Genomic DNA, 25,051 nt, shown 5'->3' with positions numbered 1-25,051 from the left:
ATGATCGCCTTTTCCCTCTCGCTGGACCGCGGCATCGAGGCGCTGCTGCCGGCTGCGCGTCCAGCGCCAGCGCGGCTGCCAGCGCGGCGCGCCGAGCTGGCGACACCGGCGCCGCCCGCGCCGCCGGCCCGCCCCAGCCAGCCGCACGCGCCTGCGATCGTCGCCAGGCCACAGCGCCGGCCGGCCGATAAACCGCCGCCGGGTCGCGATGCGCCGCCGTCGCGCGAACAGGAGGAAGCTGCCGGGCGTCGCGCCGACGGCCTGGCGGTCGCTCCCTGCCGCGAACGGGAACAAGGCTCCGGTGACGGCGAGGACGGCGACGGCACGCCAGCCGCGTCGGAAGTGAGCGCCGACCTGGGCACGCAGGACGAGCTGGAAGGCGCGTTGCTCGCTGCCCTGCTGGCGCAGGGCCCGGACAGCGGCATGTTCGAGGTGCTGCTGCCCGGTGGCGACACGCTGGGGGTGGCGGTCGACGTGCGTCCCGAGGCGATCGACTACCTGCTGACCCCTGCGTCGGAGCGCCTGGGCGAGCAGCTGCGCGGACGGCAAATGGAACTGGCGGGCCAGTTGCGGCAACGTATAGGCAGAAGCGTCAGGGTGACCGTGCTGTAGGCAGGGCACCCGGCGCGCCGAGCCACCTCTGAACTGGACCGCGATGCCCACTGCCTGCCTGCCCGGACTATCGGGCGTTGACGCCGATTGCCCGCCGCGCACCCTGCTGCGTGGGCGGGTCGGTGCCGCCTATGCGGACCTGACCCGGCGTGTCGGCCGCGGCCTGCGGCTGCCGCTGGCCGATGGCGTGGCGCTGCACCTGATGTTGACGGCCGAGGCCCGCGCGACCGGTGAAGACGCACTGGCGCTGGAAGGTCCGCAAGGCCGGATGACCCTGCAGGCCGGCGTGCCGTTCCTGCTGGCCCTGACGGGCATCGACGTGTCCGCGTTCGATGCAGCGCCGCCAACGCAGCGCGAGTGGCTGGAGGGCCGTGTGCTGGGCCGCCTGGCCGGCTCGCCATTTGCCGCCATGACGCGGCTGGAGCGTCGCCCGCCGGCCGCCACCGCAGCGGAGCCGGCCACGCTGCACCTGTCGCTGCAGGACGGCAGCCATGCGGTCGGCACGCTGGCGCAGGCCGATGCCGCCACCTGGCTGGCGCTGCTGGCAACGCAGTCGGCGCAGCCGATCCGGGTGCCGCAAGACAGCTTCCTGGCCGTGGCCGTTCCTCTGGTCGCCCGCATCGCGCGCCATGCGCTGCCGCCCGACGTGCTGCGCACGCTGGTGCCGGGCGACGTCATCGTACCGTCCCGTCCCGACATCGACATCGACGGCACGGGATGGCTGCGCGGCCCGCACGGGCTGGCGCGGGTGCGCTACGGCCGCACCGGCACCGTCGAATTTCTCTCTCTGGAGTCAGCAATGGAAACTGAACAACTACCGGACGACGCGCCGGTGGACCTCGACCGCATACCGGTGCAACTGGAATTCCGCCTCGGAAGCCTGGCGCTGACCCTGGGCCAGCTGCGCACGCTGGCGACCGGCAGCGTCTTCCAGCTCGACGGCACGGCCGACGGTGCCGTGACGATCGTCGCCGGCGGCCAGCGCCTGGGCGAGGGCGAACCGGTGGACGTGGCCGGCCGCCTGGGCATCCGCATCACCCGCTGGGACGTGCCATGCTGAGCGGGAATTACGATGTCGTGTCGTTTTCCGTCATGCTGGCCATGCTGGCGCTGGTGCCGCTGATGGTCGTGACGACGACATCGTTCCTGAAGATTTCGATGGTGCTGCTGGTGCTGCGCAACGCGATCGGCGTGCAGCAGGTGCCGCCCACGTTGGCGATCTACGGCATTTCGCTGGCATTGTCGCTGTTCGTGATGGCGCCCACTGCGCAGGAAATGGCGCGGCGCGCCACGGCCGCCGTGCCGGCGGCGGCGGCCAACGCGACCACGCCGCTGCTGGCGCGCGCGCAGGACACGTTCGAACCGATGCGGGGCTTCATGCTCAAGCACAGCAATCCGGACCAGCGCGAGCTGTTCCTGGCCTCGGCCAAGAAATTGTGGCCGCCGGACGTGGCGAAAGACGCCCGCTCCAGCGATGCACTGGTGCTGATCCCCGCGTTCGTCGTCTCCGAACTGCAGGCCGGTTACGAGATCGGCTTCCTGATCTACATCCCGTTTGTCGTCATCGACCTGTTGATCTCGAACCTCTTGATGGCGCTGGGCATGCAGCAGGTCAGCCCGCAGACCATCACGATCCCCCTGAAACTGCTGCTGTTCACGCTCGTCGGCGGCTGGGGCAAACTGCTCAACGCGCTGGCGCTGTCTTATGCCTGACTGGAGAACGACATGACCGAAACCCTGAACTTTTTCCAGCAGGGACTGTGGATGGCCGTGATGCTGTCCGCGCCGCCGCTGATCATCGCGACCCTGTGCGGCGTGACGGTGTCGCTGGTGCAGGCCGTGACGCAGATCCAGGACCAGACCTTGCCCTACGTCGTCAAGCTCGTCGCCGTCGCCGTCACCTTGACGGGGATGGGCCGCTGGATCGGCGTCGAGCTGCTGCAGCTGACCGACCTGGCGTTCACGCTGGTGCAGTCGATCGGTCATTGATATGCTGGAGACGCCCGCGTCGCTGCTGCTGGACATGCAGAATGCGCTGATCACGATGGCGCTGATCACGCCGCGCCTGCTGGTCTGCCTCGTCATCCTGCCCGGCTTCGGCATCAACGTGCTGACGGGGATGGCGAAGAATTGTGCGGCGATGGCGATCGCCCTGCCGGCGGCGCTGCCGACGTTTTACTTTGTCCAGCAAAGCGGTCCGGATTTCTTCTACTGCGGCATGCTGATCTTCAAGGAGGCCGCCATCGGCCTGCTGCTGGGCGTACTGACCGCGATTCCGATGTGGGTGGCGCAGTCGGTCGGCTCGATCCTGGACAGCCAGCGCTCGCCCATCCAGATCCAGGCCAACAACGCCAGCGTGGACCGCGACGCCAGCGCGGTGGGCGCGATGCTGATCCAGGCGGTGGTGCTGACGATGGTGCAGGCCGGCCTGTTCATCGCGCTGGCGCGCATCCTGATCGAAAGCTATGGCACCTGGCCTGCGTATTCCCTGCTGCCACCGTATGAGCCCGGCCAGATGAGCGAGGTGGTCCGCCGCTTCGGCACGCTGTTCTGGCACATCATCGTGTATGGCGCGCCCGTCATCATCCCGCTGGTGCTGATCGAGTTCGCGTTCGCGATGATCGGCGTGTTCGCCTCAAACCTGCAGGTGTCGTTCGCCTCGGCCCCGATCAAGAGCCTGGTGGGCTTGCTGGTGCTGCTGCTGTACTGGCCGACCTTCTCGCATTACGTGACTGGCGACTTTTCCAAGCTGCTGGACATCGTGCCGGAACTGCTGGGAGCGGCGCGATGAGCGACGAAAAGAACGAAGAACCCACAGACAAGAAGATCGAGGACGCGCGCGAGAAGGGCCAGATCGCGGTGAGCCGCGACCTGGCCAAGCTCGTCACCCTGGTGGCGATGGCGGAAACGGCGTTCGCCACCGAATCGCTGTGGCGCGAGTCGATCGAGTCGCTGATGACGTTCGGCGTCTCGGCCGTGGGCCAGCCGTTCGAGGCGGCGCTGAAGGAAATGGTGACGTCGTCCGTGCTCCTGCTGCTGGTCGTGTTCTGCGTCTGCTTCGTCGTCTGCACGGTGACGGCCGTGGCGGGCCACTGGGGCCAGTTCGGCATTCTCATTTCCGCCGAATCGATCGTGCCGAAGTTCGACAAGCTCAATCCCGTCAACGGTGTCAAGCAGCTGTTCTCGAAGAAGAAGCTGGTCGAACTGCTGATCACGGTGGGCAAGGCGGCGTTGATCGGCTGGCTGGTGTACGTGCTGTCGCGCAGCGCGCTGCCGGACATCGTGCAGCTGGCCGCAGGCGAACCGAAGGACGTGTACCGCATCTTTCTCCAGCTGATCAAGTCGATCTTCCACACCGTGTTGATCGCCTGCCTGTGCCTGGCCTTGATCGATTTCGCCGTGCAGAAGCATTTTCATCGCAAGGACCTGATGATGGACATGGAAGAGATCAAGCGCGAATACAAGGAGTCGGAAGGCGACCCGACGGTCAAGGGCCAGCGCCGCCAGCTGGCGCGCCAGTGGGCCAACGAGGCGCCGGTGGCGCGCACGGAAGATGCCAACGCCGTGGTCGTCAATCCGACCCACTTCGCCGTCGCCATGTTCTACGACCCGGCCGAAGGCATGGTGCCGCTGGTGCTGGCCAAGGGCAAGGACGCCACCGCCCACGCGATGATCGCGCGCGCCCGTGAGCTGGGCATTCCCGTGATCCGGCACGTGTGGCTGGCGCGCACGCTGTACGCCACCGGCAAGGCCGATACGCCCGTGCCGAAGGCCAGCTACGAGGCGGTGGCGCACGTGTATGCCGTCGTGCAGCAGTTGCTGGAATCCGATGTGCGCGAGGCCGAGCTGGAAAGCCTGGGCGAGCCGCCGTCCGGTCAACGCGCCGCGCCAGGGGAGCCGTGATGATGAAAAAGCCTGAACTGCCGCACGCTGCGCCGCCATCCGCACCCCGTGCACTCGCGCCGGTGAAGGTGGCGCGCCTGCCGCCCAAGCCGGAACCGCCGCCCGCCAGCGGCGATGACCGGCTGGGCGACGCGCCACCGAAGCACGAACCGATCATCGGCGCCGGCGACCGCGCCCATCATCTTGCGCTGGTCGCCGGCACGACGGTGCCGCCCTTGCGCTCGGCCGGCGCGGGGACGGCCGAGCGTTTGCAGGCGCTGCGGCCGGCGTCACGCCAGGCCTGCGAGCGCCGTTGCGGCAAGGCCGGGCAGTGCGACCCGGCCAGCCCGTTCGGTTGCGGCGGCGAGTTTTGCCTGGGCTTCGAAGGGCGGCTGTATTGACGGAACCGGCCGCACGGGCAGCGCCACACAACAGCGACGGCGCCGCCGAAGTACCGGGGTCGGACCCGGCGGGTCCGACCCCAGCCCTTGGCACACCAGGACGATTGTCAACAGTGAGGAAGCGATGGACATCAAGACAGCAGCGGCAAGCGCCGCGATCAATCCCCAGCCCGTGGGCGGCACCCAGGTGCGCGTCACGACCGAAACCCACACGATGGAAAGCGCCGACGCGGCGCAGTTCCGCCAGGCGTTGGAGCGCCAGCAGGCGCTGAGCGCGCCACCTGGCGCGGCGCGCGAGCCGTCGCTGGGCCAGGTCATCGCGACTCGCACGGCCGGCCTGGCCGGAGAGCTGAAAAAGGACCAGCAGAACGTCTCCCGCCTGTTGGAAAAGGCAACCGTCAGCGGCGACTCGATGCAGCTGATGCGCGCCATGCTGGCGCTGAACGACTACCAGCTGCGGGTGCAGACGGTCTCGAAAGTCGTGTCGAAGGCCAGCACCTCGGTCGATTCCCTCACCAAGCTGCAATAGCCATGAATTCCGTCCTTCGTCCCTTGCTGTTGCTGCTCATCGCCGCGCTGCTGGCGGGTTGCGGTAAAACCGTCACGCTGCAGGCGGCGCTGCAGGATACCGACGCCAACGAGATCGTGATGGCGCTGACGGCCGCCGGCATTGTCGTCGCCAAGCACCAGGACAAGACCGGCGTCAGCCTGCAGGTGGCGGAGGCGGACATTCCGCGTGCCACCGCTGTCATGCAGGCGGCCGGCCTGCCGCGCCGCAGCCGCTCCAACCTGGGCGAGGTGTTCAAGAAGCAGGGCATGATCTCGTCGCCGATGGAGGAGCGCATCCGCTACCTGCACGGCTTGTCCGAAGAACTGGAGTCGACCCTGCAGCAGTTCGACAACGTCGTCTCGGCGCGCGTGCACGTGGTGCTGCCGGAGCGGATCGCTCCCGGGGAGCCGATCCAGCCCTCGTCGGCTGCCGTCTTCATCAAGTACCGCATGCCGCTGGACGAGGACGCGATCACGCCGCGCGTACGCCGTCTGGTGGCGTCCAGCATTCCCGGCCTGGTGGGCGAGGATGGCCGCAGCAAGGTCACCGTCGTCATGACCCTGGCCGACGCGCCGCCGCCGCCCGTCGAATGGACGATGGTGGGGCCGTTCAAGATCGAGGCCGAGTCGGCCGCCGGCGTGCGCTCCACCCTGTACGGCATGGCCGCGCTGCTGCTGCTCTCGCTCGGCTACGTCGGCCTCAACGTGGCGAAGCGTCATCCTGCCGTGGCGCGCATGCTGGCACGGCGGGCCGCCAAGCGCGGCGTGGATGCCGCCGCGGGAGCGGCCGGTTGAGCGCGCCAGGCATGCTGGCCGACGGTTTCCTCGATTGGTGGTTCGCGCCCTGGCACCTCGATGGAGTGCCGCCGCCGTTCCCGCCGGACGCCAGCCCGCTGGCGCGGCGCCATGGCTACCGCGCCTGGTGCGAGGCGATCGGCGTGCCGGCCGACCTGCCACCAGTGTGGGATGCCGGCTGGCAGGCCGCGGCGGTGTCCGATGCCGCGCTGCTGCGTCGCGCTGCCTCACTGTACGCGGCGCTGCTGGCCGCGCGCCGGAACGAGCCTGCACGGCTGGCGGCGCTGCCGCTGGCCGAGCGGCGCTGGTGCATGGGGATCGCCAACACCCAGCCGTTGCAGCCCCTGGCTGAGCCGGCCGCGTCGCTGCAAGCGTGGGGCCTGGCCGAGCTGGCGGGCGCGCTGGAGCAAGGCTTTGCCGGTTTGTGGCCGCGCCTGCGCCTGCTATTGCGCATCGAGGCCAGTGACGTACCGGGTGCCGCGGCACCAGCGGGCACACGGCAGCTGCGCTGCTGGCGCCTGTGCCTGGACCGGGCGGCACGCATCGACATCGGAGAGGCGGCATGACGACATTCTGTGTGGCGCAACTGGCGCCGGCGCCGGAACTGCTGGCGGCGGACGGCGTGCTGCGCGCGGCCGACCTGGGCACCATCGCCGACGCGCAAGTGCTGGCTGCGCGCGTCGCCGCAGCGGCCGAGGAGGAGCGCGCCATCTTGCTGGCGACGGCCGCCGAGGAAGCGCGGCAGGCGCTGGCGGCCGACCAGGCCCGCGTGCTGGCGGAAGGAGGCGCGTTGCTGGACGGCTTGCGGCAGGCCGCCGACAGCCTGGGCGAGCGTGCCGAGGACATCGTCACCGCCCTGGCCCGGCAGCTGTTCGAGCGGCTGGTGCTGGAGACGACGCCAGAACAGCGCGTGGCGGCCAGCTACCGCCGCCTGCTGGCCGAGGCGCCGCCCAAGCTGGTCAACGCCGTACTGCGCCTGCACCCGGACGATCTGGCGCTGGCCGGAAGCTGGGAGTGGCCGGTAAAGGCCGACCCCACCCTGGCGCGGGGCGCCTGCAGGCTGGAGGCGGACAGCGGCCAGTGGCATGCCGACTTCGGCGCGGCGGCCAGCGCATTGGCGGCGGCGCTGGGCGAACCGAATGGCCGGTAGCGACACTCATAGGGACAGGCGGCGCGTTTTTGGGCGCGCCGCGCCTGGCAACCCCTTGAAACGGAGTGTCCCATGTCCAGCAATCAGAACCCCGTGCTGCAGTCGCTGCGCTCGTTGACCAAGAAGTTCGACGACAGCACCGCCGGCATCGCCGACTTCCAGCGCCGCCAGACCAACGGCGAGCAGCCCGACCCCGAAGAGTTCACGCGCCTGCTGTCGCAGCAGTCGGTGACGCACAGCGCGATGAACGCGCAATTCAACCTGCTGCAAAAGCCCCTCAAAACGGTTCTCAACGAGACCCGCTGATCCCATGAGCGATCAACTGGAGCATTGGCTGGCGGGCCTGCCGGTGGACGAAGCGGTCGTCATCGACGGCGAAACCGTCTACCTGCGGCGCCAGGCCGGCGGCGCCGAACTGGGCGTCTACCTGCTGCGCGAGTTCACGCCCGCCCAACTGGAAGAGGCGGCGCGCGCCGGTTTCCACAGCGCGCGCCAGTTCGGCGCCGGCCTGGCCGTGGTCGACGACGGCCAGGCGCTGGTGTTGAACCGCTGGCTGCCCGGCGCCGCCGGCTGGCTCGAGGCGGCCGGTCCGCTGGAGGACATCCTCAACCAGGGCGCCCTGTGGCGCGCCTGGCTGGCACCGAACCGGCCGCGCCGCGACGAGGGCCTGAGCGCCCAGGAGCAGCGTATCCGCGCCCGTTTTGCCGGAGCGTTGCCGTGATGGCCGCGCGTCGTGGCCTGCGCCGGCTGCTGTTGGCCGCCGCGCTGCTGGTCGTGCCGGCGGTCGCGCTGGCGACGCCGCCGGCCAGCTGGAAGGCCAGCGGTCTGTCGATCGACGCGGCCAATCTGCGCCTGAAGGACGTGCTGGAGCAGTTCGCCCAGGTCTACGACGTGCGGCTGGCCCTGGACCTGAAGGCCAATCCCGTCATGAAAGGGCGGTTCAAGGCCGATAACGGCACCGATTTCCTGAACCGGGTGGCGCAGGCCTACCCGTTCCGCTGGTTCGTCTACAACGACACGCTGCACATCGTGCCGGCGGACGACAACATCTCCCTACGCCTGGAAGTGGGCGACGACGCGGTGGCGGACGCGCGCGCGGCCATGATCGGCGTGGGACTGTACGACGAACGGTTCGGCTGGGGCGAGCTGCCCGACACGGGCACGGTGATCGTCAGCGGGCCGCGCGCCTACGTGCACCTGGCGCGCGACATCCTGATGCCGGATACGAAAAAGGCCGATTCGAAGGCGCGCCGCGTGATGATGTTCCGCCTGAAGTACGCCAGCGTGACCGACCGCACGATCAATGCGCGCGGCCAGTCCGAGACGATCCCCGGCGTGAAAACGATCCTGACCAACCTGCTGTTCGGCTCCCAGGGCGGCGAGAAGCTGGCCGACGTGCCGGCCGTGGACCCGGGCAGCAACAAGCGTTCGCGCGGGCCGAAGATCGAGCCAGGTGCCGCGCGCCAGGTTTCGGGCAACGGCGCGCCGCCGTTCCTGCCGATCTTCAATCAGCAGCCCAACGCGGCCAAGGCCAGCGCGGCCGAGGCGCCAGCCGAGCGGCGCGACAACGGCGCCCCGCGCGCGCGGGAGGAAGGCGGCCGGCCCCGAATCGAGGCCGATCCGGCGCTGAACGCGATCCTGATCTACGACACGGCCGACAAGCGCGCCATGTACGCGTCGCTGATCGCCGAGCTGGACGTGCAGCCGCAGCAGATCGAGATCGAGGCGCTGATCGTCGACATGGACCGCAGCAAGCTGGCCGAGATGGGCGTGGAATGGGGCGTGCGCGCCGGCGCCGTCGATACGGTGGTCAATGGCACGGCAGCCGCCTCGCTGGGCACGGCACTGCCGGTGGCCGGCGCCACCCTCCTGATCAGCGATGCGGCGCGCTTCTATGCCCGCCTGAAGGCAATGGAAGCCAAGGGCGACGCACGCGTGCTGGCCACGCCGACCGTGCTGACCATCGACAACGTGGCGGCCGTGCTGGACCTGAGCCAGAGCTCCTATGTGTCGCTGGTGGGCGAGCGGGTGGCGGACCTGGCCGACATCACGGCCGGCACCATGCTGCGGGTGATCCCGCGCATCATCCGCGAGGGCGCCGCCACCCGCGTGCGGCTGGAGGTCGACATCGAGGACGGTTCGCTCGACAACCCGGCTGCCAACGGCGGCAAGGGCGCCAACGGCAACGTCAACGCGACCCGCTCCACCATCAGCACCCAGGCCATCATCGATTCGCAGCAAACCCTGATGATCGGCGGCTACCGTGCCGAACGGCTGGCGCGCGACAGGCAGAAGGTACCCGTGCTGGGCGACCTGCCCCTGTTCGGCGGCTTGTTCCGCACCGAGAGCACGTCGTCCAGCACGCGCGAGCGGCTGTTCCTGATCACGCCGCGCCTTTCGGGCACCTCCGGCGTGGCCGCGCCGGCGCAGTCGGCGGCGTCGAGCCGGGCGCAGGCCGTGGCGAAGGGACGGGCCATCATCGCGGCAGCCGAGGGCAATCCCGTGGCCCCGCCGTCCGTGCCGGCGCCGGTACAGCGCCAGGAAGAGGTACGCGAGGCGCCCATGAAGCCCCTGCTGCCGGCGCCGGTACCACGCGCGCCGTCGCGGCGCGCCGATGCCGACGGCGCGGTACCACCGCCTCCGGGAACGCCACCGCGCACGGCCGACGCGGCCAGCCGGAGCGCCAGCTCGCCATGGGCGCTGATCCCGGCCGCGGCCTCGGCGCGCAACCGCTAGGCGCAAACCCGCGCCAATGGCCGCGATGAGTTTTGTTGAGAATTTTGTATCCCCGTTTCGTTACCATAAATGACATATGGAGTGCGGCGCCCGCGCCGCCTCCCTTGATTGCGAACAGGAGAATCGTTTTGTACCTCACAACCGCAAGCCCAGGCCCGTTCGCAGGCCGCTTCACTGCCCGCCTCGGCGCCTGCCTGCTGCTCGCGCTGGCCGCCGCAGCGCCGCTGCCGGCCAGCGCCGTGAATTCGCTGCTGCCGCGCGAGGAACCGGTGGCCGCGCCGGCCGCCAAGGCCAAATCCGCCCCGAAAGCGCGCCAGAACGCCCGCCGCGGCAAGTCGGCCGTCGAGCAGGCGACCGTCGTCACGACCAACGCCCCGCCGGCCGTACCGCCGCTGGTGCCGCCCGCGCCGATCCCGGCCGCCGGTGGCGAGCGCTGGGACATTGTCGTGGCCGACCGCACCCTGAACGCCGCGATGGCGCGTTGGGCGGCGGCGGCAGGCTGGCAGCTGCTGTGGGAGCTGCCGGTCGATTACGCGGTACAGGCGCATACCTCCGTCCCCGGCAAGTTCGAGGACGCGGTGGCGGTGGTCGTCAACAGCATGGAAGGCGCGGAGATCCCGATGAAAGCCATTTTCTACAGCGGTAACAAGGTATTGCGCATCATGGCGAAGGGGGCACAATGAAACGCGTCGCTGCTACTTTCCTGCCGCGCCGCGGCACCGCCGCCGCGGTCGCCGGCGCAGTTTCCGCTCTCCTGTTGCTGGGTGGCTGCTCGCCGCTGGCCGAGCGCATCGACAATAACGCCGACGAGGCGGAAACCAAGACCTCCGGCCTGATGAAGGACGTCGGCAAGGCCGCGCCGGGCGCGGTGGTGGCGACGTCGCCGCTGGTGTCGCATGAAAGCGGTATCTGGCTGGGCAAGAACGTCATCAAGCTGTCCGAGGCGCCGCTGCCGCCGATCTTCTACCAGCCGGCCACGTTCGACCGCAGCATCGCCTCGCTGTCCGAACTGGCCGAGCGCCTGACCCTGCGCTCGGGCATCCCGAGCCGTGTCAACGCGGATGCCCAGACCATCGCTTCCGATGCCTTCCGCCGGGGCGGGCGCAGCGCGCCGGCCCTGAAGCCGCCCAGCGGCGTACCGCCCCTGAGCATGCCGCCGGGCGCGCCGGGCATGCCGGGCGACGCCGGTGCCGCCGACAACGCCCGTGCCGCCAGCGCGACGCCGAAAGCCACTTTCCAGGTCGATCCGGCCGGGGGTGGCATCCGCATCACTTATGCCAACGGCTCCTTCAAGGGGCTGCTGGACACGGTGGCGGCACGCTTCGGCGTGTCGTGGAAGTACAGCGACGGCGTGATCCAGTTCTTCCACACCGAGGCACGCACCTTCCAGATCAACGCGGTGCCGGGCGACTCGACGTTTACGGCCAGCGTGACCAGCGGCGCCGCCTCCAGCGGCGGCGTCTCTGGCGGCAGTGGCGGCAGCGGCGGCTCGGGTGGTGCCAGCGCCGGCAGCGCCGTCTCGGCCACCAACAGCCAGAACACGGGCGTGGCCTCCAAGCTGTCGGTCTACTCCGGCATCGAAAGCGCCATCAAGGTCATGTTGTCCCCGCACGGCAAGGTGCTGGCTTCGCCGGCAACGGGCGCCATCACGGTGGTCGACACGCCCGATTCGCTGGATCGCATCGCCACCTATATCGACAACGAGAACAAGGCGCTGTCGCGCCAGATCGTCATCAACGTGACGGTGCTGTCGGTCAGCCTGAACAAGGGCGAGGAATACGGCATCGACTGGAACCTGGTCTACAACGGCTTGAACCGGCGCTACGGCGTGAAGAACACGTTCGCCGACAGCAGCACCAATGCGGTCGGCTTCTCGGCCGCGATCCTCGGCAACTCGAAATTCTCCGGCAGCGACCTGATGGTCAAGGCGCTGTCCGACCAGGGCAAGGTGCGGCGCCAGACCACGGCGTCCGTCGTCACCTTGAACAACCAGCCGGTGCCGGTGCAGGTGGCGCGCCAGACGACCTATCTGCAAAGCTCGCAGACGTCGGTCGTGGCCCAGGTGGGCACGACGTCGTCGTTGATCCCGGGTGTCGTCACCTCCGGTTTCAACATGAGCATCCTGCCGCACGTGCTGACCAACGGCACGGTGATGCTGCAGTTCTCGATCGACATCTCGACCCTGCGCGGCATCAGCGCGATCACCAGCGGCAACAACCGGATCGAGACACCCGAGCTGGATACCCGCAACTTCCTGCAGCGCGTGTCGATGAAGTCGAGCGAGACGCTGGTCATCAGCGGTTTCGAGCAGACCGACGAGAACGTGGGCAACCGCGGCGTCGGCACGCCGAAGAACATGCTGCTGGGCGGCGGCGTGAAAGCCAACAGCAACAAGGAAGTGATCGTCATCCTGGTCACGCCCGTCGCCGTCGCGGGTGCCTGAGCCCATGGCCATCCACATCACCCAGATCGGCAAGCACCGCTTCGTCTGCGGGCTGTTCTGGCAGTCGCTGTCGCGCCCGCGCGAACTGCAGCGCGAGGCGGCGGACCTGGGCAAGAAGATTGCCTCCGACCTCGTCGTGGTGCGGCGCGACCAGAGCACCGCGCAGGCGGGCTTCGCCCAAAGCAGCGAGGGCGCCACGCGCGCGCTGTATTCGCTCGGCGCGGCCGTCTCGAAAACGCTGGCGCTGGAAGGCGCCTGGTACGACGGCCTGCAGCAGCCGGTGCACAACTGGCTGGGCGCGCTGAAACTGGCGGATGGCCAGTGGGCCTACTTCGCCGTGCGCGACGCGAACTTCCTGCCCAACGGCGACTTCGTCGGCAGCAAGGAAGAAGTGCTGGACCGGCTGCATGCCGACTACGCGCTGGGAGGCTGGAACGTCGTCATCGGCGACGCCGAGCTGGAAAACCAGGGCTTTCACAACTTCAATGCGCGCGACCTGGACAGCCTGCTGCCGCGCCGCAAGGACGGCAGCGTACGGCTGCACTCGTGGTGGCGGCTGCGCCAGATCAATGCGCGCCGTTCGCCCTGGGCCCTGATCGGCGCCGGCGCGGCCGTGGCGGCCGTCGGCGGCGCCGCGCTGTATTACCAGGCATGGCAGGCCAGGCAGGAAGCGTTGCGGCAGGAAGAAGCGATCATGGCGCAGCGCCGCGTGCTGCAGCAGCAGGCCGTGCAGGTCAAGCCGTGGGCGACCCTGCCCGCGCCGGCCACGGCGTTGCGGGCCTGCGCGGATGGCCTGGGCGAACTGACGCCGGGCGGCTGGCTGCTGGACGAATACGTATGCGAGCGCGATCAGCTGCGCCACGCCTGGTCGCGCCAGGCCTCGACGATCGCCATGCTGCGCGCGGTGGTGCCGACGGCCGATGTCGACCCGGGCGGCGACCGCGCCACGCTGGTACAGGCGCGCAAGCCGGCCAAACCGCACGAGGCCGAGGCCCTGATGGGGCGGCAGGACGTGGTGGACGCCGTGATGTCGCGCCTGCAGGGTGTCGGCATCCCGTTCAAGGTGCTGCGCAAGAAGCCGCCGCCGCCCGTGCCGGGCCAGGTGGCACCGAACGAACCCTGGCAGGAATACCAGTTCGCGCTGGAAGCGGCCGGCATCGAACCGCAGCAGATCGGCGCCTTGCTCAGCCAACCCGGCGTGCGGGTGGAGAAGGCGACGTACCGTGGCATGCGCTGGATAATCGAAGGAGTGATTTATGCGAAATGATCGACCCATCAAGCTGGCCTTTATCTTGGCCGGCCTGCTGACCACCGGCGCGGCGCTGGCCCAGACCACGGCGGCCACGCTGACCCGCATCGAGGCGGAAACGCTGCTGCTAAAGGCGCGCGAGAAGCAGCTGGAGGTGCAGTCGTCCATCATCGCCAAGCAGAACGAGATCGCGGCCAAGCAGGCGATGGGCGTGGCGATCAGCGCGCCGCCGGTCGTCGGCCAGCCGGTGGTGCGCGCCATCGAGGGGCTGGGCAAGGCGCTGTATGCGACGCTGGAACTGTCCGACGGCAGCATGCTCGACGTGCAGGCCGGTAGCGTGCTGCCGAACGGCATGCGCATCCTGGCGGTGGAGCCGAACGCCGTGCTGGCGCAGGCGCCGGGCGCCAAGCGCGTGCGGCTGGCCGGCTTCACCCAGAACAGCACGGAATTCAATCCGAACTACCCAAGCCCCGGCCTGGCGCTGCCGATGCCGGCCACGCGCGGAGTGGTGCGATGACATTGCGGCTGGCCAGGCAGGCGGCCGGCTTGCTGTCGCCTTCGCGCGCCAGCATCGCCGCCCAGCCGCCGGAAGCGGGAGGCGACATGACGGATTTCCAGCATGCGCAGGTGCGCAGCCACGCCGGCCCGTTCGAGGCCAGCGCGGAGGAGCGCAAGCTGCTTTGCCTGCTCGAGGACGGCCGCCTGCTGGTGGCGGAGGGCCAGAGCCTGAACGTGCACGTGCTGTCGTACCAGGCACGCCTGCAACGCATGGGCTGCCCGTTCCAGGTCGTGTACGTGCGCATCGAAACCGTGCGCCGGCTGAACCAGAACACGCCCGGCGTGCAGCTGGACCGCCACCAGGAACACTCGATGATGCAGGTGACGGCCAAGGACCTCTTGAGCCGGGCCTGCAACGCGCGCGCGTCGGACATCCACATCCGCGTGCGCAAGGACAGCACCGAGATCCACTTCCGCATCCACAACGACCTGGTGCCGGTGGGCGGCCAGACCCGCGAGTACGGCGAGCGCCTGCTGGCCACGCTGTATGGCGCGATGACGTCGGTCTCCGACAGTTCCTATAAGCCGTCCGAGCGCCAGGATGCCAGCATCGCCGACCGCGACAAGCTGCCGCCGGGCCTGTTCGGCGTGCGCATCGCCACGGTGCCCACCAGCGAAGGCACGCTGATGGTGCTGCGCCTGCTGTACAACGATGCCGGCGACAACGTCGACCTGCACCCGCTCGGCTTCAGCCCGGCCCACGTGGCCGTGCTGCAGCAGTTGAAGGAACAACCGATCGGCCTGAACATCATCAGCGGCCCGACCGGCTCGGGCAAGTCGACCACCCTGCAGCGTGTGCTGTCCGGCGAGCTGCTGGAAGCCTGCGGCCGGCTGCACGTGCTGACGGTGGAAGACCCGGTCGAGTACCCGATCGACGGCGCCATCCAGACCTCCGTCACCAATGCCGGCTCGGAAGAGGAGCGCGCGCGCCTGTTCGCGGCGGCGATCTCGAACGCGATGCGGCTGGACCCGGACACGATCATGATCGGCGAAGTGCGCGACCGCGCCTCGGCCCAGAACGCGCTGCGCGCGGCGATGACGGGCCACCAGGTCTGGACCACCGTGCATGCCAACAGTGCAATGGGCATCGTCGACCGCCTGCTCGACCTGGGCCTGCCAACCAGCCTGGTGGCCGACCACACCGTCATCACGGGCCTGATCAGCCAGCGTCTGGTGAAGGCGCTGTGCCCCGAGTGCAAGGTGCCGCTGGCCTCCGTGCCGGGCGCCCTGCCGGCCGCGCTGACGGAGCGGGTGCGGCAAGTGGTGCCGGACCTGCGCCAGGTGTTCCTGACGGGTCCCGGTTGCCCGCACTGCGGCGGTCACGGCACCACGGGCCGCACCGTCATCGCCGAGATGATCGTGCCGGACGACCAGTTCTTCCGCTACATCCGCCAGGGCGAGAAGAGCGCGGCGCTGGCCTACTGGCTGCAGGAGCTGAACGGCCGCACCATCGTCGATCACGCCATCGACAAGGTGGCGGCGGGGCTGATCGATCCGCGCATGGCGGAAAAGGTGGTGGGTCACCTGACGCTTTCCGCTGGCCAGCCGGCCCGGCGCCTGGCGGTAGTGAGCGATGTGACGGGAGGCCGCGATGCGCGTTGACGTCAACCGCTGGTGGGCGCGCACCCAGTTCACCGACAGCGTGCGCCTGCGCCTGTACCGCAAGATCGCCAAGATGCTGGCCAGCGGCCTGCCGCTGTTGAAGATCCTGGAAGACCTGCGCAAGCGCGCCTCCGACAACGAACGCAAGCCCAACGAGCCGCTGGCGCTGGTGCTGGACGACTGCCGCCGCATGGTGCAGAACGGCCACCTGCTGTCGGACGGGCTGGCATGGTGGGTGCCACGCACGGAGCAGATGATCATCATGGCCGGCGAGCAGTCCGGCCGGCTGGAATCGACCTTGCTGGCGGTGGTGGACGTGGTGCAGGCATCGCGCCGCATCAAGAGCACGATCATCGGCGGCATCGCCTATCCGCTGGCGGTGCTGGCGCTGACGGCCGGTTATATCTGGATGTTTGGAACCCGCGTGATCCCGCAGTTCACTCAGATGATGGACCCGAACCTGTGGCACGGCACGGCGCGCTCGCTGTACCTGATGTCGGTCTGGGTGCAGAACTGGATGCTGCCGACGGTCGTGCTGGCGCTGGCGCTGCTGGTGGCGCTGTTCGTCTCGATGCCGCTGTGGCGCGGCGACGCGCGCGTGTTCGCCGACCGCTTCGCGCCGTACTCGATCTACCGGCTGGTGGTGGGCAGCGGTTTCCTGATGGCCTTCTCGGCCCTGCAGTCGGCCGGCGTGACGGTGGAGAAGTCGCTGCTGCGGCTGTCCGGCATGGCGCAGCCGTGGCTGCGCGAACGGCTCGACGGCGCGCTGCTGGGCGTGCGCTCCGGCCTGAACTGCGGCGAGGCGCTGAGGAATGCCGGCTACGTGTTCCCGTCGCGCGAAGTCATCGACGATTTGTGCGTGTACGCCGAGTACAAGGGCTTTTCCGAGGCGCTGAAGCTCCTGGCGACCGAATGGATGGAGGAGGGCGTCGAGACCATCGCCCTGCGCATGAAGGTGCTGAACGGCTTTGCCATCGTCACGCTGGCGCTGGTGATCGCGTGGCTGGTGTCGGGCTTTTTCGGCATCCAGCAGGAGATCGCCACGATGGCGCGCGGCGTGCAGTAGCAACGATTTTTTGAAATACCAGTGTAGTCATCAACCAACCCATGGAATCCGGAGTCACATCATGAACAGCATGCACCAACAACGTAATTCTGTCGGCGCCACCACGACGGCCAAGCGTCCGGTCGGGGCGCGGCGACAGCGCGGCGCTTCGCTGCTGGAGGCCATTGCCTACCTGGGCGTGGCGGCCGTTGTCGTACTGGGGGCGGTTTCTTTGTTGAATGGGGCGTTTGGTAGTGCCAAGTCGAATCAGACGAGCGAGGAGATAGTGTCGCTGCGCACGGCGGTACGTAAGCTGTATCTGGGGCAGACGTATGGCACCACAAGTATGAACGGCGCTCTTATCGCGGCCAGTGCTGTGCCTTCCACATTGACACGCAGCGGCACTGACGGGATTACCAACAGCTGGGGCGGTACCGTGACGGTGACGGGAGACACGTCCGCGTTTACGATCGTTTATGCCGGGCTGCCAAAGGAAGTATGTATGAATGTGGTGAGTGGCGCCAGCGGTTGGACCTCGGTTGCTCAGGGAAAAAACATCGCCGACGAGTTCCCCGTGAAGGCGGCGAAGGCTCAAGAGGTGTGCAGCGCCGCTAGCAATGATGTGACTTTTACCGCGTCCTAAAGCCTCTAGCGAAACGAAAGGACCTGAGAATGTGGAGTATCGCGTTATCGACGGTGATCGTCTCGCTGATCGGCGCCATGGCTCATTTCACGCAGCCGACCGAACGGTTGGAGCAGCGGGCCAGCGTGGCGGCGCAGGTGGAGAGCATGGCGATCTATCGCGCCGCCGTGGTGCGGTACTTCAGCGCGCATGACGACCAGCGCGATACCGCCGTCGACCTGGCTACGCTGCGTGCGGAAGGCGCGCTGCGCGGCTGGTCGACGCTGGCGGACGGGCAGTGGAACAACTACCGCACGGCCGACGGCACCATTTACATCTACGGTATGAAGGCGCCGGGCGCGGACGTGGGCGCGGCGCTGGCCAGATACTCGCATAACTCGCTGATGGCAGGCACGTACCGGCAGGCGACTGGCATGCTGCATTCGCCGGCCGAAGGCGACACCCATGTTGCGCTGGCACCCCTGCTGGCGCGTCGTGCACTGGCCGATGGCGTGCCGGTCTGGCTGGCGGGGGCGCAATGAAGCGCATAGACGCACGCCAGCGCGGCATGACGTTGATCGAGGTGCTGGCGGCACTGGCCATCGGTGCCGTGCTGCTGGTGGGCCTGGCCAGCCTGGTCGACCGCTCGCTCGACGATATGAAAGTCCAGCAGACCGCCAACTACCAGGCGCAGGTGGTTGACGCGGCACGCCGCTATCTCGACGCGAATTTTGCGGGCGTGGTCGCGGGAACCCCCACGGCGGCCACCGTTCTGCCCATCACGCTGGAACAGCTTCGGACGGGCAAATTCCTGCCAGCAGGCTTTGCGGACACCAATGGCTATGGCCAAGGCACCTGCGTGCTGGTCCGGCGGCCGGACCCCAAGTTTTATCCTAACCAGCTCGACGCGCTGATCGTCACGACGGCCGGCACCCCTATCGACGATAAGGACTTGCCAGCCATTGCAATACAAGCTGGTAGCGGCGGTGGTTACATTGCCAGCAAGGCGTTCGAACAGGCGCGCGGTGCGTCGTGGCAGATGCAAACTACCGCGTTCCGCGGCAAGCCATGCGTGGGCACGGTGCCGGCATTGCAGGGCAAGAAAGACGATGGTGGCCACCTGGTTTCCAGCCTGTTTTATGACGGAGCGGCGCAGCAGCCCGCTGATTTTCTGTATCGCAGCCGCGTGCCGGGTCGGCCGGAAGCCAATCAAATGTCGACGGCGCTGAGGTTCGTCGGTACCGCCCTTGCTAAAGATGGGACACCGTGCAAGCCCATCGATGGTCCCACTGAAGCCGGGCTAACCATCGATCCCGATACGCGTGAGATATTGACATGCAAAGACGAAAGGTGGTCGTCGTCATCTTGGAAGAGCCCCGTTGCTGATCATGACGACCTGCTTGCAGTCAAGGGAGCCAAACCTGGTGACGTGCGAATGACCATGGACAAGGGGCTCGCGTTCATGTTCACCGGCTCCGGATGGAAGGCGCTCGCGGTCGATAACGACGGCAACTTCAACGTGCCAGAAAATCTCACTGCGGGAACCGTAGAGGCACGAACGAAGATTGTTTCAAAAGGCACAATCCACGCGGATGACCATATCTGGACGAATCTGGACGTGCATGTTGGCCAGGATCTCTACGTGGAACGCAAAGCCAAGATCAATGGCGATCTTGCAGTCGAGCGCGACGCCGCGATTAAAGGCGAACTTGCAGTCGCAGGTGATATCAGAAGCGATCTCGCGATCTACGCCAAAGGCATGGAAGCGGAAGAGTGGATGTCGGCACCAGCCATCGCACTGTCGACCGAACAAGTATCCCTCGGCAAAAATTGCAATTATGAAGCGTACTCGAAGTACGCCAAGAGAATGGTCAAGGTCTACCCACGAGGCATCATCGTTCCAGACAGGAACGCACGCCTGATGATCTGTGGCACCGACGATGTATTTATCTATGTCCAATGAACGCTAAATTCATAACCGTCGCCAAACGAGCAGCCAGCCAAGCCGCCATCGCGGCAACCCTGGCCTTACTCTCCACCCCAGCCTCCGCCTGCTGGGAAGAAGCCGCCAGCTACTACGGCGTCAGCGCCCACCTCCTCTACGCCATCGCGAAAACGGAGTCGGGCCTGAACCCGAACGCGATCAACCGGTCCAACAAGAACGGCACCTACGATATCGGCCTGATGCAGATCAACAGCCGCTGGCTGCCGATGCTGCGCAAGCATGGGATCGAGGAGAAGCAGCTGTACGACCCGTGCACCAGCATCCAGGTGGCGGCGTGGATCCTGGCGGACAATATGCGCCGCATGGGCAGCACATGGGAAGCGGTGGGGGCCTACAACGCGCGCGATTCGGCGCTGCGGGTCAAGTATGCGTGGAAGGTGTACAAGAATCTGGATGCGGCCGCGCTGGCGGATGGCGGCGACATGGCGGGGGGATCGTGATGGCGGGCTTACTCGGGCGTGCACAGCTCCAGCCGGTAGCCCTGCGAGTAGGCGGTGCGGATCATCACCACTTTTTCCTCGCCCACCTGCAGCTTCTTGCGCAGCTTGTAGACGTGCTGCTCGATCGTGCGGCCCGCCACTTCGCTGTCCGCGCTCCAGATCACGGCGCCGATGGTCTCGCGCGAAATATAAATGCCGGGCGACGAGAAGAACAGCCAGGCCATCGAGAATTCGCGCGGGGTCAGTTCGATGGCCTGGTCCTGGAAGGTGCAGCTGGCGCTGTCGCGGTCCAGGGTGTAGCCGGCGAACGAGATGGAGCGGCGCGCCTGCAGCGGGGCGCAGCGGCGCAGCAGGGCATTGATGCGCGCCACCAGCTCGACCGCTTCGAACGGCCGGTTGACGAAGTCGTCCGCGCCGCTGTTCAGTGTCAGGGCTGCCAGTTCCGGGCTGCGTAAAGGAGACAGGATAATGACCGGCGTATTGTCCCCCGTGCGCAGATTCAGCCACGATAAGATGCTGTTGTCGTCCCGCGGTTCCGCGCCCATGTCGATCAGGATCAGGTCGAACCGGCTGCGCCGGACGCTGCGCAACAGGGCCGCCTCGTTGTCAAAGTGGGACGTCTCGTGGTTGGCCCGAGAGAGCACGGTTTTGACGGTGTCGGACACGGTGGAGTTGCGGATGTAGCATGCGATCTTCATGTTCGATTGATCAACTTCCTCTGATGTGCATTGTGCTGCCGTGGTATCCAGCCGCTTGTCTAAACTCTTTATATGACGGCGGGATTACAATTAACCGAGGTAAAATTATGTTGTAATTATCGATACAGTTTTATCGTTACCAGGCAACGCGGGCCAATCCGCGTCCGATGCTCTCCACTGACATCGAACACTGTTGAACTGGCACTTTTTCGAATCTTAACTGTTTTCTATTTTCCAGGTGAAACCAATGTCGTACCAATCTTCCAGCCCTATCGACCTCCTGCGGGAGATGACGGCGCTTGCCCAGGATGGTCAGGCATTTTCAGACGTGCACCTGGAACAGGACGCGCAGGCGATGGTCAAGACGCCGCGCGGCTGGCAACCGTTGCGCGAGGCGCCTGTCACGTTGAGCGAGATGAAACCTTTCCTCAACGCGGTCGACGAGGATTGGGAAGACAAGATTGTCGAGCGGGCCCTGGACCGCCCCCTGACCTTGCAGGACAGTCGCTTCCGCTGCAATATCTACCGCATGGCTTCCGGCACCAAGGTCGGCGTGTCGATCCGGCGCCTGCCGCTGCATCCCCTCAGCCTGGAAAGCACGGGACTGCCGCTGTACGTGCGCACGCTGCTGGACGCGTCCAACGGCCTGGTGCTCGTCTCCGGTCCCACCGGTTCGGGCAAGACCACCAGCATTGCGGCAATGCTGGACTATATCAACGCGACCCGCAACGCCCACATCGTGACGATCGAGGAGCCCATCGAGTATGCGCTGGAACGCAAGCGTTCCATTATCTCGCAAAAGGAGGTACCCACCGACACTGTCAACTTTGCCAGTGGACTAAGAGAAGCCCTGCGGCAAAAGCCGGATGTGCTGATGGTCGGCGAGATCCGCGACTTCGCCACGGCGGAAACGGTGCTGCACGCGGCCGAGTCCGGCCACTTGGTATTGGCGACGATGCATACCAATAACGCGCTGGGCGCCATTACCAAACTGCTGAGCTTTTTCCCGGCCGAGCAGCGCGACCAGCGCGCCGCCGCGCTGGCTGCGGCGCTGGTGGGCGTGGTGTTCCAGGCCCTGCTGCCGAGCGAAAACGGCCGCAATTTCGTGCTGGCCAGCGAAATGGTCTTCAATAATAACCAGCAGGTCGCGCCCTTTATCGCCGAGCCGGAAAAGCTGCATATGGCGGCGGACTTCATGAAGCGCAAGGATGACAATATGTCGCGCACCCTGAACGATGCGCTGTTTCAGCTGGTCAGCAAGAAGCTGATCACGTCGCGCGATGCGATGCGGGCCGCTTATAATCGGCTGGAACTGCACGAGGTGCTCGGCAACCTGCGCTAAGGCGGCTGCCGGCCGGCACCCGATCACATCATCGAAGGGCACCATGGCCGAACTGTTGCGTATCGCCACCCCGGACGGGGCGACATCCGAGCTGTACCTGCGCATTCCCGAATTCGCCGCGATTCCGTCGCAGTGCCGTTTCGGCCTGCTGCCGGCCGGGCAGACTTCCCTGCAGATGCTGGAAGTGGAGCGCACCGCGCAGGAATGGAAGGTCATCGGCCAGGGCATCAATACGGAATACATGCTGCACTCCGTCCTGAAGGCCGGACCCGCCCAGCTCTGCATTTTCGACTCGCTGGACAACGGCACGTTCTTCTTCAAGAGCGAGCTGCAGGTCGACCGTAGTTTTTATGGCAATGCGGCGGATTGGCTGAAGCTGTTCGAAGCCCTGCCCTACACCAAACCCGGGCGGCTGGCCGTGTTCACGCACGTGTACAACGAGAAGGCCGTGCTCGAGGTTTTCCTGCGCTGCTACACACAGCTGGTGGCCGCGGCCGACATCTACGTCATCAACCATGGCTCGGACCGCGACCAGATCGATCACCTGCGCAACATCGTGCACGTGGTGGACATCCCGCGCGGCGAAACGGACCACTACAACATCTCCGCCTTCTGCGGCCACTTCCAGCGCTTCCTGCTGACGCAGTACGACTGGGTACTGCACGTGGATGCCGACGAACTCGTCTTGCACGAGCACGGCTTCGACGCGCTCCGCGCCGCGCTGCCGGCGCAGCCGGACCCGACCATCCTGCGCCCGGCCCATGCGTATGAACTGATCCACGACATCCGCAGCGAGCCCGCGATCGACCTGGCGTCACCGGTGTCGTTGCAGCGCAGCCTGCTGGTGGCCAGTCCGGCCTTCCATAAACCCGTGATCGCTTCCCGTCCCACGACGTGGACGATCGGCTTCCACAGCTGCCTGGAGCCGGACACGGTGACGATGGAGCAGCTGTGGTTGGTGCACCTGCGCGACTTCGATTTCGAGCGCTCCGTCGAGCGCGACCGCAAATGGTCGGCCCTGCGCCGCTCGGCGCTGGACGCACAGCACATCCCGCGCGACATGACACGGCCCAACCGCGAACAATGGCAGGAGATCCTGCTGGCCACGCTGGAGGCCGGCAAGACCGTCGTCAAGCATGACAGCGGCATCGGCAACGGCCCCATGATCGCGCTGCCGGACTGGATGCGCGGCGCGTTCTGACGCCGCCTAGCGCTCGGACGCCTGCTGCAGGCGCTCGACGATCTGCCCGGCCAGCTGCTGGGCCACCGGCACGTGGCGCACGTCGCCGCTGCCGAGCAGGTCGGCATAGACCAGGTGCGGCGGTACCGTCGGGAACCACTCGACGAAGCTGCGCGCGTGCCAGAACATCTCGACCACTTCCACGTGCCCTTCCGCCTGTTCGCGCAGGCCGTATTCCCGCACCATCGAGGCCAGCAGGGTGGGATCGCTCATGTCCAGGTAGATCGTGGCGGTCCGTGGCTGCAAGTGCTTGGTCAGGTAGGCGGCACCCACCTCGCCACCCCAGGCCGAGCTGCCCTGGGCCGGGCTCCAGCGGTCGAAGTCGGCGCTGGCGAAGCGGTACTGCGCCAGCCGGGGTTTCAGGCGGCCCAGGTAGCCGCTGGCCCATTCGTTCAGGAATTGCTCCGGCTGCAGGATGCGGCGGCGGCCGTCCGGCCCGGTGCCGACCAGCCCGCGCGCCTGCAGCGCGTCGAGCGCCTTGCCGATGACGCCCGTCGAGATGCCGGCATGGGCGGCCAGGTCGCGGTAGGAGGCGTTGAGCAGCGTCGGCGCGGCCAGGAACGCGAACATCATGCGCAACGCGGCAGGCGAGGTGGCCGTCTCGCGCGCCGGCCGCAGCTCTTCCTGGGTCTTACGGCCCGTCACCCATATATATATGCCGGGATCGCTCAGGTAGGCATTGCCGGCGGTGTCGATGAACTCCAGGCCCAGCTCGCGACAACGTCCCGCCATCTCGGCGCTGAGAGGAGCGCTGACCAGCAAGGTCTTCGGTCCGCCGGCATGACGCTGCGCCAGGTCGGGCAGCAGGCCATAGCGGTCGACCTTGCGTCGTACCGCGCACTCGTAGCGCAATGCCCGGCCGGCGATATGCAGCAGGACGGACGTGCCGCCTTGGCGCGGCAGGAGGCCCCCGTCGACGCCCGCCGAGGCGCGCAGCGCCGCCAGGGCGCGCGTCACCAGGCTGGCCTCATCCGCCGGAAATACTGTGTCGTTCATGGTTTTCGTGTACGTGAACAGGGCAGTAATTATGAACGAGTAGGCGCCGTGTTCACGGTATTTCTTTGTTCACGTGAATGCGAAGGCGCTGCGCACGTGAACAACAGCGTGCCTGCAGCCGCTGCCGCTGCCGTTCCGATAACAAAGCGTGACGTTCCGCCAACCTTTCCCATGTGACCGGCGCATGACAAGGAAACACTTTGAATTCAAGGTGTTAGCACCTTCTCCATCGTGCCGCGTGGTTCGTTGTCGAGGTACGACGGCAGTCCTCAAATAAATTCCACACGGCAACCTGCTGGGCTATACTCACGCCAGTGACTTGGTATTGCCTTACGTAAACAAGCCTTGGAAGCCGAACGGCGAGCTGAACAGCGTGTTTACTTAATGCAGTCGGGAAACCCGTCGCCTTACCCTCATGCTCCAAAGCAATGTTGGGTGAACAGGGCGCAGCGCCAGGTCCGCATGCTAAAGCTTTGGAAAAAATTGGCCTGCCAGTGGGCAACTAGCGGTAGCAACTCTCAAGTTTCGGGAGTAATTGCCGTAAAGAATTACACAGGCAGGCACCGTCCGATACGCGAGCGCGAGCGAGGGGTCTGGCGGCAGCAGGTAGCAAAGCCACACAAGGCATCGGCCAGGTTGGCAAATCACCATCAAATATCGCAGTTTGCAGTTCCCAAGGAGAGAGA

At 66.9% G+C, this 25,051-nt stretch carries 28 protein-coding genes; 26 read left to right on the top strand and 2 right to left on the bottom strand.

Annotated features, from left to right (window positions below):
* The 24 genes from E7V67_025800 to E7V67_025685 all read left to right on the top strand — a co-directional run bounded on the left by E7V67_025800 (position 1) and on the right by E7V67_025685 (position 20,089).
* Positions 1-612 (top strand): hypothetical protein, encoded by a 612-nt coding sequence (locus E7V67_025800; protein WUR13063.1) that lies wholly within the window; start codon positions 1-3, stop codon positions 610-612.
* A 43-nt stretch (positions 613-655) separates the two neighbouring features.
* A complete protein-coding gene (gene sctQ / locus E7V67_025795) occupies positions 656-1,672 on the top strand; it encodes a type III secretion system cytoplasmic ring protein SctQ (GenBank protein WUR13062.1) in 1,017 nt (338 codons plus the stop codon).
* Positions 1,666-2,325, top strand: a complete 660-nt coding sequence (sctR, locus tag E7V67_025790) for a type III secretion system export apparatus subunit SctR (protein ID WUR13061.1) — start codon at positions 1,666-1,668, stop codon at positions 2,323-2,325. The genes sctQ and sctR overlap by 7 nt, the downstream gene beginning before the upstream one ends.
* 12 nt (positions 2,326-2,337) lie before the next feature.
* On the top strand, positions 2,338-2,601 hold the full coding sequence (gene sctS, locus E7V67_025785; protein WUR13060.1) for a type III secretion system export apparatus subunit SctS: 264 nt from the start codon (positions 2,338-2,340) through the stop codon (positions 2,599-2,601).
* A 1-nt stretch (position 2,602) separates the two neighbouring features.
* Positions 2,603-3,403 (top strand): type III secretion system export apparatus subunit SctT, encoded by an 801-nt coding sequence (gene sctT / locus E7V67_025780; GenBank protein ID WUR13059.1) that lies wholly within the window; start codon positions 2,603-2,605, stop codon positions 3,401-3,403.
* Positions 3,400-4,515 (top strand): type III secretion system export apparatus subunit SctU, encoded by a 1,116-nt coding sequence (sctU, locus tag E7V67_025775; protein ID WUR13058.1) that lies wholly within the window; start codon positions 3,400-3,402, stop codon positions 4,513-4,515. Before sctT ends, sctU begins: the two co-directional genes overlap by 4 nt.
* On the top strand, positions 4,515-4,895 hold the full coding sequence (locus E7V67_025770; GenBank protein ID WUR13057.1) for a hypothetical protein: 381 nt from the start codon (positions 4,515-4,517) through the stop codon (positions 4,893-4,895). The genes sctU and E7V67_025770 overlap by 1 nt, the downstream gene beginning before the upstream one ends.
* Before the next feature lie 124 nt (positions 4,896-5,019).
* On the top strand, positions 5,020-5,424 hold the full coding sequence (locus tag E7V67_025765) for an EscI/YscI/HrpB family type III secretion system inner rod protein (GenBank protein ID WUR13056.1): 405 nt from the start codon (positions 5,020-5,022) through the stop codon (positions 5,422-5,424).
* Positions 5,425-5,426: 2 nt separating this feature from the next.
* Positions 5,427-6,239, top strand: a complete 813-nt coding sequence (gene sctJ, locus E7V67_025760) for a type III secretion inner membrane ring lipoprotein SctJ (protein WUR13055.1) — start codon at positions 5,427-5,429, stop codon at positions 6,237-6,239.
* A complete protein-coding gene (locus E7V67_025755; protein WUR13054.1) occupies positions 6,236-6,805 on the top strand; it encodes a hypothetical protein in 570 nt (189 codons plus the stop codon). Before sctJ ends, E7V67_025755 begins: the two co-directional genes overlap by 4 nt.
* Complete coding sequence (locus tag E7V67_025750) at positions 6,802-7,389, top strand: FliH/SctL family protein (protein ID WUR13053.1); 588 nt, start codon at positions 6,802-6,804, stop codon at positions 7,387-7,389. The genes E7V67_025755 and E7V67_025750 overlap by 4 nt, the downstream gene beginning before the upstream one ends.
* 72 nt (positions 7,390-7,461) lie before the next feature.
* A complete protein-coding gene (locus E7V67_025745; protein WUR13052.1) occupies positions 7,462-7,695 on the top strand; it encodes a hypothetical protein in 234 nt (77 codons plus the stop codon).
* A gap of 4 nt (positions 7,696-7,699) precedes the next feature.
* Entirely contained in the window at positions 7,700-8,110 is a 411-nt protein-coding gene (locus E7V67_025740; protein ID WUR13051.1) for a hypothetical protein, read from the top strand.
* On the top strand, positions 8,110-10,125 hold the full coding sequence (sctC, locus tag E7V67_025735) for a type III secretion system outer membrane ring subunit SctC (protein WUR13050.1): 2,016 nt from the start codon (positions 8,110-8,112) through the stop codon (positions 10,123-10,125). The genes E7V67_025740 and sctC overlap by 1 nt, the downstream gene beginning before the upstream one ends.
* A 128-nt stretch (positions 10,126-10,253) precedes the next feature.
* Entirely contained in the window at positions 10,254-10,808 is a 555-nt protein-coding gene (locus E7V67_025730; protein ID WUR13049.1) for a TcpQ domain-containing protein, read from the top strand.
* Positions 10,805-12,568, top strand: a complete 1,764-nt coding sequence (locus E7V67_025725) for a PilN family type IVB pilus formation outer membrane protein (GenBank protein ID WUR13048.1) — start codon at positions 10,805-10,807, stop codon at positions 12,566-12,568. The genes E7V67_025730 and E7V67_025725 overlap by 4 nt, the downstream gene beginning before the upstream one ends.
* A 4-nt stretch (positions 12,569-12,572) precedes the next feature.
* Complete coding sequence (gene pilO2 / locus E7V67_025720; protein WUR13047.1) at positions 12,573-13,835, top strand: type 4b pilus protein PilO2; 1,263 nt, start codon at positions 12,573-12,575, stop codon at positions 13,833-13,835.
* On the top strand, positions 13,825-14,334 hold the full coding sequence (pilP, locus tag E7V67_025715; GenBank protein WUR13046.1) for a type IV pilus biogenesis protein PilP: 510 nt from the start codon (positions 13,825-13,827) through the stop codon (positions 14,332-14,334). The genes pilO2 and pilP overlap by 11 nt, the downstream gene beginning before the upstream one ends.
* An 86-nt stretch (positions 14,335-14,420) precedes the next feature.
* Positions 14,421-15,977: an ATPase, T2SS/T4P/T4SS family gene (locus E7V67_025710; GenBank protein ID WUR16347.1), complete on the top strand. Its 1,557-nt coding sequence runs from the start codon at positions 14,421-14,423 to the stop codon at positions 15,975-15,977.
* Positions 15,967-17,043 (top strand): type II secretion system F family protein, encoded by a 1,077-nt coding sequence (locus tag E7V67_025705; protein ID WUR13045.1) that lies wholly within the window; start codon positions 15,967-15,969, stop codon positions 17,041-17,043. Before E7V67_025710 ends, E7V67_025705 begins: the two co-directional genes overlap by 11 nt.
* Before the next feature lie 61 nt (positions 17,044-17,104).
* Complete coding sequence (locus E7V67_025700; protein ID WUR13044.1) at positions 17,105-17,665, top strand: type 4 pilus major pilin; 561 nt, start codon at positions 17,105-17,107, stop codon at positions 17,663-17,665.
* Between the two features lie 29 nt (positions 17,666-17,694).
* Positions 17,695-18,186, top strand: a complete 492-nt coding sequence (pilM, locus tag E7V67_025695) for a type IV pilus biogenesis protein PilM (protein ID WUR13043.1) — start codon at positions 17,695-17,697, stop codon at positions 18,184-18,186.
* Positions 18,183-19,607 carry a shufflon system plasmid conjugative transfer pilus tip adhesin PilV gene (gene pilV / locus E7V67_025690; protein ID WUR13042.1) on the top strand — a complete coding sequence of 475 codons (1,425 nt, stop codon included), beginning with the start codon at positions 18,183-18,185 and terminating at the stop codon, positions 19,605-19,607. The genes pilM and pilV overlap by 4 nt, the downstream gene beginning before the upstream one ends.
* Complete coding sequence (locus E7V67_025685; GenBank protein WUR13041.1) at positions 19,604-20,089, top strand: lytic transglycosylase domain-containing protein; 486 nt, start codon at positions 19,604-19,606, stop codon at positions 20,087-20,089. Before pilV ends, E7V67_025685 begins: the two co-directional genes overlap by 4 nt.
* An 8-nt stretch (positions 20,090-20,097) precedes the next feature.
* On the opposite strand, the gene E7V67_025680 is transcribed toward E7V67_025685, so the two are convergent.
* Positions 20,098-20,787, bottom strand: a complete 690-nt coding sequence (locus tag E7V67_025680; GenBank protein WUR13040.1) for a response regulator transcription factor — start codon at positions 20,785-20,787, stop codon at positions 20,098-20,100.
* A 247-nt stretch (positions 20,788-21,034) separates the two neighbouring features.
* Here E7V67_025680 and E7V67_025675 point away from each other — a divergent pair, with 247 nt between their 5' ends.
* Together E7V67_025675 and E7V67_025670 are read left to right on the top strand one after the other, a co-directional pair.
* Positions 21,035-22,129, top strand: a complete 1,095-nt coding sequence (locus tag E7V67_025675) for an ATPase, T2SS/T4P/T4SS family (protein WUR13039.1) — start codon at positions 21,035-21,037, stop codon at positions 22,127-22,129.
* Positions 22,130-22,172: 43 nt separating this feature from the next.
* Positions 22,173-23,330 (top strand): glycosyltransferase family 2 protein, encoded by a 1,158-nt coding sequence (locus E7V67_025670; protein ID WUR13038.1) that lies wholly within the window; start codon positions 22,173-22,175, stop codon positions 23,328-23,330.
* 6 nt (positions 23,331-23,336) lie between these two features.
* Here the strand turns inward: E7V67_025670 and E7V67_025665 are convergent, their stop codons facing one another.
* Entirely contained in the window at positions 23,337-24,365 is a 1,029-nt protein-coding gene (locus E7V67_025665; protein WUR13037.1) for a type IV toxin-antitoxin system AbiEi family antitoxin, read from the bottom strand.
* Positions 24,366-25,051: the final 686 nt, after the last annotated feature.

The organism is [Empedobacter] haloabium (genome assembly GCA_008011715.2).
GTDB classification, from domain to species: domain Bacteria; phylum Pseudomonadota; class Gammaproteobacteria; order Burkholderiales; family Burkholderiaceae_D; genus Rugamonas; species Rugamonas haloabia.
This window is presented reverse-complemented; position numbering and strand designations above follow the sequence as displayed.